Raw genomic sequence first — 16,436 nt, 5'->3', positions numbered from 1 at the left:
GTATCTCGACCAAGGCGCGACAGGTCCTTCGGCTACTACCAACACCAGGCGAAGATGGCTTTGTACTGTCGCGCTTGTGTGGGCACCCGCATGGAGCTCTCTCGACGGGACCACGACGTGGTGGTGTGTATTCGGTGCCCGCGGTCGTTATGCAGGCTGGGTGTTCGTGCGTGCGTGTCGCTGCCCTCTACCCGTCGCCGTGGAGGGGTATCGCATGTCCGGTTGATCGGCGAAAAGCCTGCGAGACAGTGGAATCTCCTCGCACGTCGTGTGACTCGTCCCCGACCAATCGATGCCGTGCCCGCTCACCGGGCGACGGGAACGGAATCTGCGTGCCGTAGTGGCACGTGTCGACCATCGCATCGCACGCCGGCGACGAACTTCGCGATCGCCGTCGACGCGTCGTATCGACAAGTTTCGGGCCGGGATCCGCCAAACTCGAATAACCGCCGGCCGGATCCCGGTTTGCGGAATGGCAGGTTCGGCGGCCGCTGCACTATTCGTTGTGGCCGCTGCGCGCGGAATTGCACCCTTAACTCAATAGCTTGCGCGGTTGGACGTCGGAGTTAGCCAGGCGCGAGGGGGCACATCTCTTTTCCTAGCCTGGCGAAATATTCCCCCAATACTACAGTTTCGCGGGCCCGCTACTGACACCAATTCCTTTGGCCTCGGGCAACTTCAGAGCTATCGACCGTCTCGATCGGGTTGACAGCGGGCGCTGAATATTTGTTTAGAGCGCCTCGTGTAAAGAAACTTGGCAATTGTGCCGACAAGTATCACGATCAGATAACAGTTAGATCTCGGTTCAATAAATCTGGCAAAGTGTTGCACAGATTGCCGCGTAGTTTGTCCGCTACGAGGTCAGCTATTGATAACTGACTGGCACTCAGGCCGATTGCCGTTGACCCTGGCGTGAAGCGCCAGCGAAAGGTTGAAACGATGAACTTTTCCATGTTTCCGCCGGAGGTCAACTCGGCGCTCATCCTCTCCGGCGCCGGCTCGGAGCCGATGCTGACGGCCGCCGCCGCCTGGGGCGGTTTGGCTGACGAATTATCTACCGCGGCTGCATCTTTCGGATCCATTACGTCCGGTTTGCTGGGCGCGGCATGGCAAGGGGCGGCATCTGCGGCGATGGCGTCGGCCGCAGCGCCCTATGCAGGGTGGCTCGCTGCGGCGGCCGGCCACGCAACGTTGGCGGCGACGCAGGCGACAGCCATGGCGGCCGAGTTCGAGGCGGTTCGGGCCGCAATCGTGCCGCCGGCTCTGGTGGCCGCCAACCGTTCTGACTTGATATCACTGGTGATATCCAACCTTTTCGGGCAAAACGCACCAGCGATCGCAGCCGTAGAGGCGGCGTATGAGGAGATCTGGGCTCTCGATGTATCCGTGATGTCCGCCTACCATGCCGGGGCGTCGGCGATCGCCGGGGCGCTGATTCCACTGCAAAGTCTCACCGATTTGCAGACCCGGTTGTCCGGCGCACTGGTCGGTGGCGCGCCAGGGGCCGCGGCCACTCCGATCGTTCCGGCCCGGGTCACAACGCTCAACGTTGGCCTGGCGAACATTGGCGGGGGCAACGTCGGCAACGCGAACAATGGGTTTGGCAACTTCGGCAACGGCAATCTTGGTAGTAATAATCTTGGGTCAGGGAACTTCGGTAGCTTTAATATTGGGTCCGCGAATTTGGGCAGCAGCAATATTGGATTGGGAAATCTTGGTTCCGGCAATACCGGAATTGGAAACACCGGTATCGGAAACCTTGGGTTCGGCAATAATGGTAATAACAATGTCGGCATTGGGCTCAGTGGAGATAATCAGTTCGGCATCGGGGGATTGAATTCTGGTGGCGGCAACGTCGGACTCTTCAATTCAGGAAATGGAAATATCGGCTTCTTCAACTCGGGCAACGGGACCTTCGGTGTCGGAAACTCTGGTAATTTCAGCACGGGCATATTTAACTCGGGTGTTGGTAGTACGGGGTTGTCCAACGCCGGTGCCTTCAATACTGGTGTTCTCAATGTCGGGGATGCAAATACTGGTGGCGTCAATATCGGCAACTACAACATGGGCAGCTTCAACCCGGGATCATCTAACACGGGTGCGTTCAACATGGGGGCCGTAAATACCGGCTGGTTTAATGCCGGTAACCTCAACACCGGAGCCTTTAACATAGGTGACATGAATAATGGCGTGTTCAACACTGGAGACTTGAACAATGGCGTCTTTTTCCGGGGGATCGGCCAGGGTAGCCTGCACTTCGTCATCGGGTCACCGGACTTGACCCTGCCGCCTCTTGAAGTTCCCGGAATCGCTGTGCCCGGCTTCAGCCTGCCCGCGATCACGCTACCTGCGCTGTCGCTACCGGCGATAACGACGCCGGCGAATATTACGGTGGGTGCGTTTGATCTGCCGGCGTTGACGTTGCCGTCGTTGACGATTCCGGCGGCGACGACGCCGGCGAATATTACGGTGGGTGCGTTTGATCTGCCGGCGTTGACGTTGCCGTCGTTGACGATTCCGGCGGCGACGACGCCGGCGAATATTACGGTGGGTGCGTTTGATCTGCCGGCGTTGACGTTGCCGTCGTTGACGATTCCGGCGGCGACGACGCCGGCGAATATTACGGTGGGTGCGTTTGATCTGCCGGCGTTGACGTTGCCGTCGTTGACGATTCCGGCGGCGACGACGCCGGCGAATATTACGGTGGGTGCGTTTGATCTGCCGGCGTTGACGTTGCCGTCGTTGACGATTCCGGCGGCGACGACGCCGGCGAATATTACGGTGGGTGCGTTTAATTTGCCGGCGTTGACGTTGCCGTCGTTGACGATTCCGGCGGCGACGACGCCGGCGAATATTACGGTGGGTGCGTTTAATTTGCCGGCGTTGAGCATTCCCTCGCTGACGATTCCGCCGATCACGATACCCGCCGGCACCACCGTTGGGGCATTTAGCCTTCCGGCGTTGAGCATTCCCTCGCTGACGATTCCGCCGATCACGATACCCGCCGGCACCACCGTTGGGGCTTTTGACCTACCCGGGATCACGACTCCGTCAATATTTGTGAACAACATAACCACCGGATCGTTTACCACACCAACGATAACTACGCCCAACATAACCGGGCCCACGTTGACCATACCCGGATTCCATCTAGACTTTAAAGCATTCCTGCCCAACAACATCATCGCGCTGCAAACCGGTGTTTCGGGCCAATATCCTGCGATCGGTGATTTTTACGGGATGCCGGGCGCCTATCTCGAGACCGCAACGCTGACGCTGGGACCCATCGGTCTTAGCGGGTTCACCATCAGTCCGATCTCGATCTCTGGGTTCAGCCTGCCCAACTTCACCATCCCGGGCCTCAATGTGGCTCCGATACATCTTGCTGGCTTTACCCTGCCCGGGCTCACCACACCCCAGTTCGCGACTCCGGCGTTGACCATCAACCCGATTGGTCTCACTGGCTTTAGCCTGCCTGGGATCACCACACCCCAGTTCGCGACTCCGGTATTGACGATCGATCCGATCGCGTTGGGTGGGTTCACGTTGCCGCAGATCAGTACTCCGCAGATCACGACGGCGCCGTTGACGATCGATCCGATCGCGTTGGGTGGGTTCACGTTGCCGCAGATCAGTACTCCGCAGATCACGACGGCGCCGTTGACGATCGATCCGATCGCGTTGGGTGGGTTCACGTTGCCGCAGATCAGTACTCCGCAGATCACGACGGCGCCGTTGACGATCGATCCGATCGCGTTGGGTGGGTTCACGTTGCCGCAGATCAGTACTCCGCAGATCACGACGGCGCCGTTGACGATCGATCCGATCGCGTTGGGTGGGTTCACGTTGCCGCAGATCAGTACTCCGCAGATCACGACGGCGCCGCTGACCATCGATCCGATCGCAGTTGGCGGATTCACCCTGCCGCAGATCAACATCCCGGCGACCACCAGCGCGGAGTTCACCATCCCGCCGATCGGCTTGGCGGGATTCACTACTCCCCCGCTCTCCATCCCGAGCATTCATCTGCCCAGCACCATCGTGGGGGAATTCAACCTCCCCGCGGGTTCGGGCTTCCTGAACTCGAGCACTGCGCCGTCGTCGGGCTTCTTCAATGCCGGCGGGGGCGGCAATTCCGGGTTCGGCAACAATGGATCAGGGCTGTCGGGTTGGTTCAACACGAACGTCTCGACGTTGGTCGGCGGCTCCGGATACCAAAACTACGGGGGCTTGTCTTCGGGCTTCTCGAACCTGGGCAGCGGCGTTTCGGGCTTCGCCAACACCGGTACCTTGCCGTTGTCGGTGACCAGCGTCGTCTCGGGCTTGGCCAACATCGGCAACAACCTGTCGGGCTTGTTCTTCCAGAGCGTGACGCCGTAGCCAGCAGCGCCGGCGCTGCCGACGACGATCCGCCCGGCCGGCAGTCGCCGATGCCACTGCCGGTGGCCAAGAGTCGCTTCGGGTGCGGTGATGCGGTCAATGCCGGCCGCGTCACCTGTGGGGGGCCCGGAGGCCGCCGCTACTCGCCCTTGGTGATCAATTTCCGCAGCGCCACCCGATCGGGCGTCAGCAACTCTTCGATCCGGGGACGGTTCACTTCGGCCACAATGATCTCGCCGACGTCCTGATTGACCTCGCAGAAGATCCCGTGGGATTTCATCTTTGAGGTCTGATATTGGTTGTCTTCGGTCGGCGTGACGTAGTACACGGCGTCGGCTTTGAACCGATGGACCAGCCAGAGGTGGATCAAGGTCATCAACCGCTTCTGGCGTAGCTTCTGAGCGAACGTGTTCTGATCACGCACGGTGAGAATGCTGCGGCCGTGGCGGTCCTTGATGGGATCGAACACGACGTTGGCCAGCTGCTCGTCATCGTTGCCGTAGATGCCCAGCTCCAGCACATCCGACCCGGCACGACGGGGGCGCAGTTGCACGCGGAGCTTCTCGCCGAGCTGGTAGTGGTCGGTCCACAGGGCCAGCCACTCCTCCAGTAGCTTTTTGGGCACCTCGGTCTGCACCAGATGCTGGTGCTGAGTGGAGCCCTTGCCCATCGCCTTGGTGGTCGCCGTCCGACCGGAGGAGGCCTGCAGCGCGGCGTCGCTGCGCGGTCCGCCGACCAAGGTCTGCGGCGTGCGGTAGGGGGACTCGACCAGGCGCATCTTGCGCTGTAAACGAGCCAGCGCCAGCATCCCATCCTGCCGCAGCGCGGTGGCAAACTCCTCGGCGGCGACACCATCGATCTGGTGCCCGCCGTAGGTGATGAAGTTGAAGACGAATCCCATCTTGCCCAGCTCTTCGGGGAAACGCTTCATTTCCTCGTCGGTCATACCGGTGGTGTCCCAGTTGAACGATGGCGACAGGTTATAGGCCAGCATCTGCTCCGGGAATTCGGCGTGGATCGCTTCGGCGAACTGCCGGGCATCGGCCAGATCCGCGGTCTTTGTTTCCATCCACAGGATGTCGGCAAAAGGAGCCGCCGCCAGTGACTTGGCGATCGCATACGGTATGCCGCCGCGGATCTGGTAGTAGCCTTCGGGCGTTTTCGCCAGTTCGCAGTCCCAACCGGGGTCGACACCCAGTTCCTTTGCCTTTCGCCGGGCGTCGTAGAGCGATGCTCGGGCGGCGAACGACCGCCACTCCTCGGGGCTCATGGCGACCGGGTCGCCTTCGCTTTGATCGAACGCAAGCACCTCGGCCACGGCTTCGCCGTAGGTCATCAGGCCGGCGTCGTCCTCCCAGGCGGCCACGAACTGCGATTCGACTTGGTCGAAAAGATCGTCTATCCCCTGCATCCCGTTCTCCCGCCAGGTATTAACGGCGTCGGAGATCAAGCCCATGATGCCGGCGCGCCCAAGCCAGGTGCTGGCGGCGTTGTGCTCGCCATCGCTGAGCGCGTACAGCAGGTGCCCATTGAGTTCCTTGACACCTAATTCATAGAAGCGCTGCAACATCGTCAGGAAGCAGGACTTGTAGGAAGGAATATCCAGTTTGGTGGCGCCGAGCAGGAAAGGCTGATCTCGTTCGTCGCCGCGGCTGTCGATGAGGTTGGCCGCCTCGGCATCGGTGCGGGCGACGATGATGCCGGGCACCCGCATGACATCGAGCTGGAAGCGGGCCGCGTTGAGTCGCTTGATCTGCTCGTCGGATGGCACCAAAACCTTGCCACCCTGGTGGCCGCACTTCTTGGTGCCAGGGCGCTGATCTTCGATGTGGTACCCGGGTACACCGACTTCAACGAAGCGCCGGATCAGGTTGCGCACGTGCGGATCACCGCCGTGACCGGTGTCGGCGTCGGCGATTATGAACGGGCGGAAGTCGTAACTCGGTGCGGCGGCCCGCTGCTGATCACTCATGTGCAGGCGTAGGTACTCCTGATTTCGGTCCGCGGTCAGCAGCGCGCGCACCAGCACCGCGGCATCGTCAGGCACCTGGCTCAGGGGGTAGCTGGCGAGGTCGGGCCCGGGGTCCTCGGTCGTTGAACCTTTGGCCGAGGTCGCCCATCCGCCCAGGTAGATCGCCTCGATACCCATCCGCTTCATACTCACGGCCTGGCCCGGCGAGTAGGGGCCGAAGGTGGTGATGCTCTTACGTTCGGCGAACAGTTCGCGCAGGCGCGGATAGAACGCCGCCGCTGCGTCACGAGCCACGGTGTATTCGTTGGGGATGGTGCCCCGCTGCTCTACGACCTGTCGAGCGGTGTAGAGCCGGGTGATCCCGGCAAAGCGAGAGCTGTCGAAGTATCGCTGGGTTTCGGCGACATCCTGCTCGAACGGTGTGCGGACCTCAGTGTCCGTTTCGGCGATAGCCATGGGCTTTGGCTCCTTTGTGCACCCGGTTCACCTAACGGACCGAGTGTAGCCCTGGTCCGGACAGGTGAATCACCGGCAGATGGAGCTGCCGGGGCCCAGGTCAACGGAGTAGCCCTCGTGTCCGGGTGAAAGCCGCCAACGAGGTGCCCGGCATATCGCGCTCCCGGGGGACGCCAAGCGGGTAGCGTGGGCGCGTGCGGACAGAATTGCGCTTCGACCGTTGGTTTTTGCCGCTGGCGGTGCCGATGGGCCTTGGCCCCAAGAATAGTGCTGTCCGGGTGGCCGCAGGTAGGCTGCACGTCAAGATGGGTTGGGCCGTTACCGTCGATATCCCACTGACATCGATCAAAAATGTTGAGTAGACCAATGCCAGGGTGTATGCGGCGGGCGTGCATTATTCGTTCGGCCGCTGGTTGGTCAATGGATCCCGTCAGGGCCTGGTGGCGTTGACGGTCGACCCGCCGGCCAAGGCGAAGGTGTGGTTCAAGTCGGTGAAAGTGAGCACCTTGTGGGTCAGTGTTACCGACCCGGATGCTCTGGTCGTCGCGTGCACCGGGGACTAGCCCGAGGTCAGTGGGACGGGCGGTGGGCCCGTTCGGTCAACCAATCTCGCTGTCGACGGATGAACTCTGCGTCGACGACCCGTCCGTGGCCGGGAACGTAGACGGCATCGGGGCCGCCGATTGCCAGAAGGTGATCAAGCGTTGCAGGCCAGACCGAAACATCGGAATCGGCGTCGATGTAGGGGTCGGCGGACTCCTCTACCAGATCGCCCGTGAATACCACCACCGGCACGTTTTCCTTGGCCACATCCGGCGCCACGACGACGAGATCGGAATTGGTGTGGCCGCGGCCGGGGTGGGTGATCCGCACGGTGCGGTCGCCAAGATCGACTACGGTTTCGTAGCTTCCGCGTCCGGGTGGCTTCAATGCCGCGATTGCGCGGTCGACCTCGCGGGCCTCTGCGCCGTAACCGATCGCGTGATCGCGAATCTGGTCAGTGCCGAACGACAGGTGTTGGACGACCTCGGGCGCACAAATTAGCTCCGCTTCGCCGAATGCCGAGGAACCAAGGACGTGGTCGAAGTGCTTGTGCGTCAACACGACATGAGTTACTCGGCACCCGGCTATCCGCCGGGCATCGGCGTCGATTGCGGCCGCCTCGATGAGTGTGGTGCCGGTATCGACGAGCAGCGCCTTACCGCGGCCTACCACCAGGCCAATGGTGACATCGCAAAAAGGCAGCCGGCAGCGATGCACGGTCGCAGTCAACCGCTCCCACTCGTAGTGCACAGCAAGCACGGTAGTCCGATCGGCGAGCGAATGGCCCTGCCTACAGCGACCAGATCGTCGCTGCCCGCCGCGCACGCCCCACACATGTCGGAAATGGTTGACATGTCGGGAACTTCCGACATATATTGCCCGAGGTGAGCACGTCCGATCGGCTTTGCGACCGCATCTTCGTTGCGTTGGCAAACCCGGTGCGGCGCAAACTGCTTGAGATCCTTACCCGGAAACCGCTGTCGGCCGGAGAGCTGAGTGACCGGTTCGAACTCAGTCGACCCGCCGTCGCCGAGCACCTCAAGGTGCTGCGGGACGCGGGGCTGGTGGCCGATGAGCCGCAAGGTCGCCGGCGTATTTACCGGTTGACCGCCGAACCGCTGGCCGAGCTGGGTGAGTGGCTGCATCCGTTCGAAAAGTTCTGGTGTGCGCGGCTTGCCGCACTGGCCGACGCAGCAGAGGAGCTGGAATGACCGACGATCTGGAGACGATCCATCTGGATCAGTTCGTGGCCACGACGCTGGCGAGAGTGTGGCGGCTGCTGACCGAGCCGGAGCTGATACGTCTTTGGTGGGCCGAGGGCGAGGTCGCCCCGGTGGTTGGCCACCAATTCAGCCTCGACATGCCGGGCTTTGGAAAGCAACCCTGCAAGGTGCTCGAGGTCGATCCGCCAAACCGGTTCGTCTACACTTTCACCCCCGCGTGGACGCTCGCCTGGCGTCTCGAGGCCGAAGGCACGGGTACTCGGGTGTTCTTGGAGCACAGCGGCTTTGATCTGAACGACAAGCGAATGGCCGACGCCTTTGATCGGATGGGGCCCGGCTGGCGTGAGGTCGTCCTCCCTCGCCTGTCAAGAGTCAGTAGTAGGTAGATCCGAGAACACGCCCCGAACCCGTACAGAACAGGAAGGCCATTAATGCGTGCAGTCGTCATCACCAAGCATGGTGATCCATCCGTCCTTCAGGTACAGCAGCTACCTGACCCGCAGCCACCCGGTCCGGGCCAACTGCGGATCGCAGTTCGCGCGGCTGGGGTGAACTTTGCGGATCACCTTGCCCGCGTCGGCTTGTATCCGGATGCACCGAAACTTCCGGCAGTGGTTGGCTACGAAGTCGCCGGCACCGTGGAGGCTGTCGGAGACGGCGTCGACGCAAACCGCATTGGCGAACGGGTACTGGCGGGAACACGATTCGGTGGTTACGCCGAGGTCGTCAACGTTGCGGCCGGCGATTCGGTGGTGCTTCCCGAAGGGCTGAGCTTTGAACAGGGCGCTGCCGTTCCGGTGAACTACGCCACGGCTTGGGCGGGCCTGCACGGCTACGGGTCGCTGCGTCCTGGCGAGCGCGTGCTGGTGCATGCTGCGGCCGGCGGAGTCGGTACGGCGGCCATTCAATTCGCGAAAGCCGCGGGTGCAGAAGTGCACGGCACCGCCTCCCCCGGCAAACACGAGAAACTCGCCGCGTTGGGCGTGGACCGCGCCATCGACTACCGCCGCGACGGCTGGTGGAAAGGTTTGGGTCAGTACGACATTGTGCTCGATGCGCTCGGAGGCACCTCGTTGTGGCGGTCCTACGATCTGCTGAGACCGGGTGGCCGGCTCGTGGGGTACGGCATTTCGAACATGCAGCAAGGGGAGAAGCGCTCGTTGCGCAGGGTCGCTCCGCACGCGTTGGCGATGTTGCGTGGATTCAACTTGATGAAGCAGCTCGAGGAGTCGAAGACCGTCATTGGTCTCAACATGCTGAGATTGTGGGACGACCGGGGAACTCTGGAGTCCTGGATCACGCCGCTGAGCAAGGCTCTCGATGATGGCACGATCTCACCGATCGTTCACGCGGCTGTCCCATTCGCCGAAGCTCCCGAAGCCCACCGGATCCTGGCGTCGCGGGAGAACTTCGGCAAGGTTGTGCTGGTTCCGTGAGTAGCACGGCCGGCCTGGTATCGGCTGGGTTCTCGGCATGGCCGTAACCGAGTCGCGCGAAGTCGTTATTGAGGCGACGGTGGACGCAATCCTAGGGGTGCTACTTGACCTCGAAGCGTTACCGCAGTGGTCGTCGGTTCATCGAAAGGTCGAAGTCCTCGAACGCGACGCTCAAGGCCGGCCGAGTAAGTCGCGGCAACAGGTCAAAGTCGTGGGCGTCAGCGACGAACAAATCTTGGCGTACTCGATCCACGGCGACGGCGTGAGTTGGACCCTGGTTAGCGCGAAACAGCAACGCGCGCAACAGGGCCGCTACACGCTGATCCCGCATGGCGATGCCACCCGGGTCCATTTTGAACTGACCGTCGAGCCACTCGTGCCACTCCCGGGATTTTTGGTTAAAAGAGGAGCCAAAGGCATCATGCAAACGGCCACCGACGGCTTGCGTAAGCGGGTGCTGCAGGTCGCTAAGAACACGTAGTACGGCGCACACGGCATGCTGTTTAAGGCGCTGAATCTGATGTGACTAAAGACTTCATTTCTGGGCCAAAGTTGAGGAAACGTTTCCCCATGTAATCAACCGCATGTAGGCCGTGGCACGTCGCGTTGGCCACCGCGGGTGCAACTCTGGTGGTGGCGCTGGCCGTCTTCGAGCACCTGATATGCGGCGTTGTAGCCGGGAATGAATGTGATGCCTGGACCACCATGGCATCCGGCGCCGCAAAGGTATAAGCCGTCAATCGGAATCGGACAGCCGAGAAATCCCTTGGGCCCAGGACGATTGGGTCCCATGAGATCCGGGTGCAACAGCCCGTGGCAGAAGTCGCCCGCGGGTGCCCCAAACATGGTTTGCATGTGGTAGGGCGCAAAGGTGATGTGGCGTATCACGATGTCTTTGAAGTTGGGTGCTAATCGGGCGATCTTGGCGATAACACGCTGTGCCATAACATTTTTCAGGTGTCCGTGCTGGTCTCGGCTGACCTCGACCGGAAACGCGTAGGCGTACGCGCTTGCGGCGTGCTTGCCCGGTGGCGCCATGCCGGGATCGTGCGCGGAAGGGATTTGCATCCCCATCGACGGGTTGTTCGGAACGATCCCACGTCGGCAGGTTTCCCACTGCAATTGCTGCTCCTCGGGCGATCCGAAGATGCCGACCGATTGTTGCATGCCGGCTTCGTTCAAGAATTCATAGGGTGATGCGAATTCGGGCAGTCCGTCCAGCGCAAAGTGGATCTGCACGAAGGAGGCGCGATGATCTCGCCCCGATACACGTGAGATAAATTCTGCCGGAATGTATTCGGGGGCTATGAGCTGGGTGAGCGTGATATCCGGCGCCAGGTTGGAGACCACGATCGGTGCCGTGATGGTGGAACCATCACGGAGCCGGACACCGGCCACAGCTCCGCGGCCGACGAGAATCTGGTCAACCTTGGCGCGGAATCGGATCTCCCCACCGTGGTAGACGAAAAGCTCATGCAGGTGTTCGGTGAGTGCGCCGATGCCCCCCTTGAGTTTGGTCATCATCGCGGTGCTGTCGTCGGGCACGGCGAGGGCGAAGGCTAAGCAGGCGGCGCTGCCCGGCGTGTATGGCCCGCGATAAGTGGAGTTGACCGCCAGGAACGCGAGCATCCCCCGCATCACCGCGTGCTTGTTCTTATCCGGCAAGAAGCGGTCGATCACGTCCATCGCCGAGCCGAACAGCATTTCGTGAATCGCCCGACGTTCGGCCGCGTTGCCGGCACTGGCATACATTTCGTCGAGGGTCTTGGGCGGTTTGCGGACGTCAAAGCGGCCCAGAGCCTTCGCGGGACCCTGACTCCAGCTGATCAGCTCGGCCATGCCGGTAACGGCGTCCATTCCATGCTTCTCGCCGAGGTGCGTCATCAATCGCAGTGGATCACGGTAGAAAATCATTGGTTCTTCGCCGCATTCACCGATGTTGGTCGACATCACTTCGGGTTCGACGGTAGGCAGCGTATCCAACGCTAGTTCCTTCGTGATCTGGCTGGCCGTCGGAAACTGCACCGAACCGGCGATCTCGAACCGGAACCCATCGATCAATTCGACTGTCGCCGCCATGCCTCCCGCATAGGTATTGGCCTCGAGACACAGCGTGCGCAGACCCGCACGTTGCAAAATCGCCGCGGCGGTCAGGCCGTTGTGGCCGGCCCCTACCACAATCACGTCATAGTCCGTCATGGCCCAGACCTCCTCGTCGGGTTGCCTGCGCGACAAGATTATGTCAGTACTGACATGATTGGAAGGGCGGTTGCTGACCGATGTCGCCGGTGCGGGTCCGCACGGGCCGGTCAGCGCAACTCTCCTACCGTCCGGTGGTTGTGGCGGTAGCGATTTGGAACTGCGATCTGTACGCGGCGACGGTGGCGGACTCGGTGCCGGAGCGCCCACGGTGCTCGCCTACCGCGCCGGTGGTGGACGGATCCGATCCTGCTTCGCTTCGGCGCACGTCGCGGGACCAACACCACGTTGGTTGCGATGCCCAGGTGGCCCGGTAGGTTCTGGTGGCAAAAGTCGAGGAGTCGCTGTGTCGTTGAGTACTCGTCTCACCGAATTCTTCGGGATAGCTCACCCGATCCTGCTTGCGCCGATGGCCGGGATTTCGGGTGGTCGGCTCGCGGCGACGGTGAGTAGCGCAGGTGGACTCGGTCTGATTGGTGGTGGCTACGGTGACGCCGACTGGCTACGGCGGGAATTCGACCTTGCTGCCGGTGCACGGGTTGGCTGCGGATTCATCACCTGGAGCCTCAGCCGCAGCCCCGAGCTGCTCGAGCTGGTGTTGTCCTGGCGACCGGCGGCGATCATGTTGTCCTTCGGTGATCTGCGGCCCTTCGCCGGTCGCATCCACCAGGCCGGCATTCCGTTGATCGCCCAGGTGCAGACCCTCGACCAGGCGCGTCAAGCCGTCGCCGTTGGCGCCCAGATCCTCGTGGCGCAGGGTGGTGAGGCCGGCGGGCACGGAATGGGCATCCGCTCGACCTTCACCTTCGTGCCCGACCTGGTGGACTTCGCCGCCGAGCGATCGGCCGAAACGCTTGTGCTGGCTGCCGGCGGTGTGGCCGATGGTCGCGGACTCGCGGCAGCAGTGGCGCTCGGTGCTGACGGCGTGCTCGTCGGCACGCGGTTCTGGGCCAGTACGGAGGCGCTGGTATCACCGCTGGCTCAGCAGCGGGCGATTCAGGCGAGCGGCGACGATACGCTCCGTACCCGAGTCTATGACGTTGTGCGGCAGCTGGATTGGCCAGTCGAATATGACGAACGTGCGTTGCGGAACGCATTCGTGGACACCTGGCACGGCAATGACGCCGCATTGTTGGATGGGTTGCCGGGTGCCATAGACCTCTTCGAAAAGGCCGTCGCAGCCGAGGACTTCGATATCGCCGCAATGTTGGTGGGCGAGGCGGTAGCACTCATTCACCAAGTGCGCCCTGCCTCGGAGATCGTGCACGAGATGGTCGGTGAGGCCGCGCGAATCCTGAATCGGTAGCGCAGCTAGTCGTCTCCAAACACCGCGGCGGCGCCTACCGCACAGCTGTCAGTGCTGACGCATTCTGGCCCGCTGGGATACCATTGGGGCGCCATGACCGCGCCGATCAACCGTCATGAATTGCGTCGACGATCCACCCATGAGGCATTGCGTCAGGCTGCGCTGAAAAGCTTCGCACGCAAGGGATTTACCAATGTTACCGTCACCGAGTTGGCGCGAGACGCCGGCGTTACCGAGCGCACTTTCTTCCGGCACTTTCCGACCAAAGAGGCGGTGCTGTTTCAGGACTATGAGACTCACTTGGAATGGTTCGCCGACGCCCTTGCCCAGCGGCCGGCAGCTGAGTCACTCTTTGATGCGGTCCTGGCTAGTGTTGCCGCATTCCCCCACGATCTTGAAGTGGTGCGCCAGGCCGCAACCGCCCGGACCGAGTTGATCAGCGCGGACCGCGTTGCCAACCACCTGCGAGTGGTGCAGTCATCATTCGCCGCGGTGCTGACCGAGTTTGTCAGACGCCGTCACCCGGACGTGGCGAACCTCGACCTCGTTGCGGAAGTCGCGGGCGCCGCCATCGCGGCGGCCCTGGTCGTGGCGGTTGAGAATTGGGGGCGCAATGGTTGTACCGATGACCTCGGTCAGCTGGTGGCGGCTAGCCTTGCGTTGGTGCGCTCCGGGTTCGCGGCGCTGCCCTAGCAACGGTTTTCCCGTGGGCAGCCCGGCGCCGCTGGGCGGCCCCGGGTTGGCTGGTCGAATTACCGCGTTAACCCCGGTAAGCTGCTGCTCTATGCGCACGATGGAAAGTGGACCGATCGCGGCGCGCTTCGTCGCCGCGGGGCTGCTGCTGGCGGCTTGGTCCGGTGCGGTGGGGGTTGCCGGGGCCGATCCGGAACCCGCTCCTTCACCCGCACCCAAGACAACGATCGACCACGACGGAACCTACGCCGTAGGCACTGACATCGCGCCCGGCACGTACAGCTCCGCAGGGCCCGTGGGCGACGGCACGTGTTATTGGAAGAGAACGGGCAATCCTGACGGCGCCCTCATCGACAACGCCATGACCAAGAAGCCGCAGGTAGTGACGATCGAACCGAGCGACAAGGCTTTCAGGACAAATGGTTGTCAGCCCTGGCAACTCACCCCTGACGCAAGTGCGCCCGGCGAGATGCCAGGTCCGCTAGCGGGAGCGCAACTGCAAGTCGATCTCGGAGTGCTAAACGGTCTGCTCGCCCCGAATGGGCAGCAAGTACCGCGGTCGTAGCTGACGCTGATCGGGGTAACTGTCCGCCGTGGCTGATGGTGTGCGCCAAGTCGTCGTAGTTGGCGCTGGCGTCAGCGGGCTAACGTCGGCTCTGTGCCTCGCCGAGGCGGGCTGGCCGGTGCGCGTGTGGACCGACCGGTTGCCTCAGCAATCCACGTCGGCGGTGGCCGGAGCGGTGTGGCGACCGCGGTCATTAGCACCGGTTGCCCAGACCCTGATGTGGGCCCAACACTCGCTGCGCGAGTTTGGTGAACTCGCCAAGGAGCCGACAACTGGTGTGCGGATGTCACCGGCGCTCAGTGTCGGAGAACTCGCGGACGCCGACGCAACAAGACCGGGTTCAGACCTCATCCCCGAGCTGCGGCCGGCCGACCCCGCCAGCCTCCCCGGTGGTTTTTCCTCTGGTTCTCACTCCACCTTGCCGATGATCGACATGCCCCGCTACCTGGATTACCTGGTAGGGCGGCTGGCCAAGGCCGGCTGCGAAATCGAAATACATCCAGTGCGAACGTTGGCCGAGGCCGCAGACTGCGCACCGGTCGTGATCAATTGCGCCGGCCTAGGCGCCCGACAGCTCGTTGGCGATGACACACTTCGGCCGCTGTTCGGCCAGCACGTTGTCCTTGCGAACCCCGGTTTACAACAACTATTTGTGCAACTGACCGACGACCCGGAATGGATTTGCTACTTCCCCCACCCGCAGCGGGTGGTCTGCGGCGGCATCAAGATCGTCGACCGCTGGGACCTCACCCCAGACCCCGAGGTCACCGATCGCATCCTGCAACGCTGCTACCGGATTGAGCCGAGGTTGGCCGCAGCGGCCGTGGTCGAGACGATCACCGGATTGCGGCCCGATCGGCCGTCGGTCAGGGTAGAGATCGAGGATCTAGGGACGGCCCGATGTGTTCATAACTACGGACACGGTGGCGACGGCGTGACGTTGTCGTGGGGCTGTGCGCGCGAAGTGGCACGGCTGGTCGGAGCCGAGCGCTGACCCGGAAAGCTCGCTTAGTGGCCGCTGGGAGCGGGCGGTGACAATGCGGCCTCGACAGTCGAATACATGGGCAGGAGACGCCGCAGTCCGCAGGCGGCGATGGTGCGCGCCACGATCGGCTGATTGCTAACCAACCGCAGGTTCACGCCGCGACGGCGACACCGGACAGACTCTTGCGCCAAGACGGCATAGGCACAGGACCCCATGAAATCGAGGTCCCGAACGTCGATCACGAACGGACCTGGCGCGATGGCGATGGCGGCGCTTCGGCTCACCAGACGCTGCCAGGCAACCTCGTTGCCGGCGTCAACGTCGCCTCCGACATGAACAACCACCGCCGAGCCGGTGCATTCGGTGACCGCTCGTAGACCGTTATGCGGGTCATTAAGGTGCGAATTCAGCCGCGTGCTAGAAGGACCGGGATTTGATCCGATCGCGACGGTGTTCGTTTTTTGCACTATCCCGTCCTCGTGTGCTGTGAAGTAATGCCGTCCTGTTTGTCCGAGGGTGAGCAAGCCATGGTCGTCATGCCGCAGCGAGGGTCCGTCTTCGAGCATGTTGGCGAGCGGTCCTAGTAAGCATATGTGGAAGAGCCGTGACAACCTAGGATGTCGCCGACGAAAATTTCCCGGTATTGGGCGTGCCGCCGCAGGTCCGTCGTCGTCGATG

13 protein-coding genes and 1 pseudogene are annotated in these 16,436 nt (G+C 62.3%); 10 read left to right on the top strand and 4 right to left on the bottom strand.

Going from position 1 to position 16,436, the window contains the following annotated elements; translation table 11 throughout:
- Window positions 1-939 precede the first annotated feature (939 nt).
- Window positions 940-4,380, top strand: coding sequence for a PPE family protein (locus MB901379_RS12570; protein ID WP_158016997.1), 3,441 nt, complete (start codon window positions 940-942; stop codon window positions 4,378-4,380).
- A gap of 139 nt (window positions 4,381-4,519) precedes the next feature.
- Here MB901379_RS12570 and aceA read toward each other — a convergent pair whose 3' ends face one another.
- A complete protein-coding gene (aceA, locus tag MB901379_RS12565) occupies window positions 4,520-6,808 on the bottom strand; it encodes an isocitrate lyase ICL2 (RefSeq protein ID WP_158016996.1) in 2,289 nt (762 codons plus the stop codon).
- Between the two features lie 245 nt (window positions 6,809-7,053).
- Here aceA and MB901379_RS12560 point away from each other — a divergent pair.
- A pseudogene (locus tag MB901379_RS12560) lies at window positions 7,054-7,371 on the top strand (hypothetical protein).
- Between the two features lie 7 nt (window positions 7,372-7,378).
- Here MB901379_RS12560 and MB901379_RS12555 read toward each other — a convergent pair.
- The gene (locus tag MB901379_RS12555) at window positions 7,379-8,101 is read right to left on the bottom strand and encodes an MBL fold metallo-hydrolase (RefSeq protein WP_158016995.1); all 723 of its coding nucleotides are present in this window, start codon (window positions 8,099-8,101) and stop codon (window positions 7,379-7,381) included.
- A 134-nt stretch (window positions 8,102-8,235) separates the two neighbouring features.
- On the opposite strand from MB901379_RS12555, the gene MB901379_RS12550 reads away from it, so the two are divergent.
- The 4 genes from MB901379_RS12550 to MB901379_RS12535 are packed head-to-tail and all read left to right on the top strand — an operon-like array spanning window position 8,236 to window position 10,491.
- A complete protein-coding gene (locus tag MB901379_RS12550; RefSeq protein ID WP_158016994.1) occupies window positions 8,236-8,562 on the top strand; it encodes an ArsR/SmtB family transcription factor in 327 nt (108 codons plus the stop codon).
- Entirely contained in the window at window positions 8,559-8,960 is a 402-nt protein-coding gene (locus tag MB901379_RS12545; RefSeq protein WP_158016993.1) for an SRPBCC family protein, read from the top strand. Before MB901379_RS12550 ends, MB901379_RS12545 begins: the two co-directional genes overlap by 4 nt.
- A gap of 45 nt (window positions 8,961-9,005) precedes the next feature.
- Window positions 9,006-10,010, top strand: a complete 1,005-nt coding sequence (locus MB901379_RS12540) for a zinc-binding dehydrogenase (RefSeq protein ID WP_158016992.1) — start codon at window positions 9,006-9,008, stop codon at window positions 10,008-10,010.
- 37 nt (window positions 10,011-10,047) lie between these two features.
- On the top strand, window positions 10,048-10,491 hold the full coding sequence (locus tag MB901379_RS12535) for an SRPBCC family protein (protein ID WP_158016991.1): 444 nt from the start codon (window positions 10,048-10,050) through the stop codon (window positions 10,489-10,491).
- A 95-nt stretch (window positions 10,492-10,586) separates the two neighbouring features.
- Here the strand turns inward: MB901379_RS12535 and MB901379_RS12530 are convergent, their stop codons facing one another.
- A complete protein-coding gene (locus MB901379_RS12530; protein ID WP_158016990.1) occupies window positions 10,587-12,209 on the bottom strand; it encodes a phytoene desaturase family protein in 1,623 nt (540 codons plus the stop codon).
- A 346-nt stretch (window positions 12,210-12,555) separates the two neighbouring features.
- Here MB901379_RS12530 and MB901379_RS12525 point away from each other — a divergent pair, with 346 nt between their 5' ends.
- From MB901379_RS12525 to MB901379_RS12510, 4 genes are all read left to right on the top strand, one after another.
- Entirely contained in the window at window positions 12,556-13,515 is a 960-nt protein-coding gene (locus MB901379_RS12525) for an NAD(P)H-dependent flavin oxidoreductase (protein ID WP_158016989.1), read from the top strand.
- Window positions 13,516-13,608: 93 nt separating this feature from the next.
- Window positions 13,609-14,208: a TetR/AcrR family transcriptional regulator gene (locus tag MB901379_RS12520; RefSeq protein WP_158016988.1), complete on the top strand. Its 600-nt coding sequence runs from the start codon at window positions 13,609-13,611 to the stop codon at window positions 14,206-14,208.
- A gap of 91 nt (window positions 14,209-14,299) precedes the next feature.
- Complete coding sequence (locus tag MB901379_RS12515; protein WP_158016987.1) at window positions 14,300-14,773, top strand: hypothetical protein; 474 nt, start codon at window positions 14,300-14,302, stop codon at window positions 14,771-14,773.
- A gap of 28 nt (window positions 14,774-14,801) precedes the next feature.
- Window positions 14,802-15,767, top strand: a complete 966-nt coding sequence (locus MB901379_RS12510; RefSeq protein WP_158016986.1) for an FAD-dependent oxidoreductase — start codon at window positions 14,802-14,804, stop codon at window positions 15,765-15,767.
- A 14-nt stretch (window positions 15,768-15,781) separates the two neighbouring features.
- Here MB901379_RS12510 and MB901379_RS12505 read toward each other — a convergent pair whose 3' ends face one another.
- Window positions 15,782-16,225 carry an anti-sigma factor antagonist gene (locus MB901379_RS12505; RefSeq protein WP_232021823.1) on the bottom strand — a complete coding sequence of 148 codons (444 nt, stop codon included), beginning with the start codon at window positions 16,223-16,225 and terminating at the stop codon, window positions 15,782-15,784.
- Window positions 16,226-16,436 lie beyond the last annotated feature (211 nt).

The sequence above is a fragment of the Mycobacterium basiliense genome (assembly GCF_900292015.1).
GTDB lineage: Bacteria > Actinomycetota > Actinomycetes > Mycobacteriales > Mycobacteriaceae > Mycobacterium > Mycobacterium basiliense.
The sequence above is the reverse complement of the archived record's forward strand: the minus strand, read 5'-3'. Positions and strand labels throughout refer to the sequence as shown.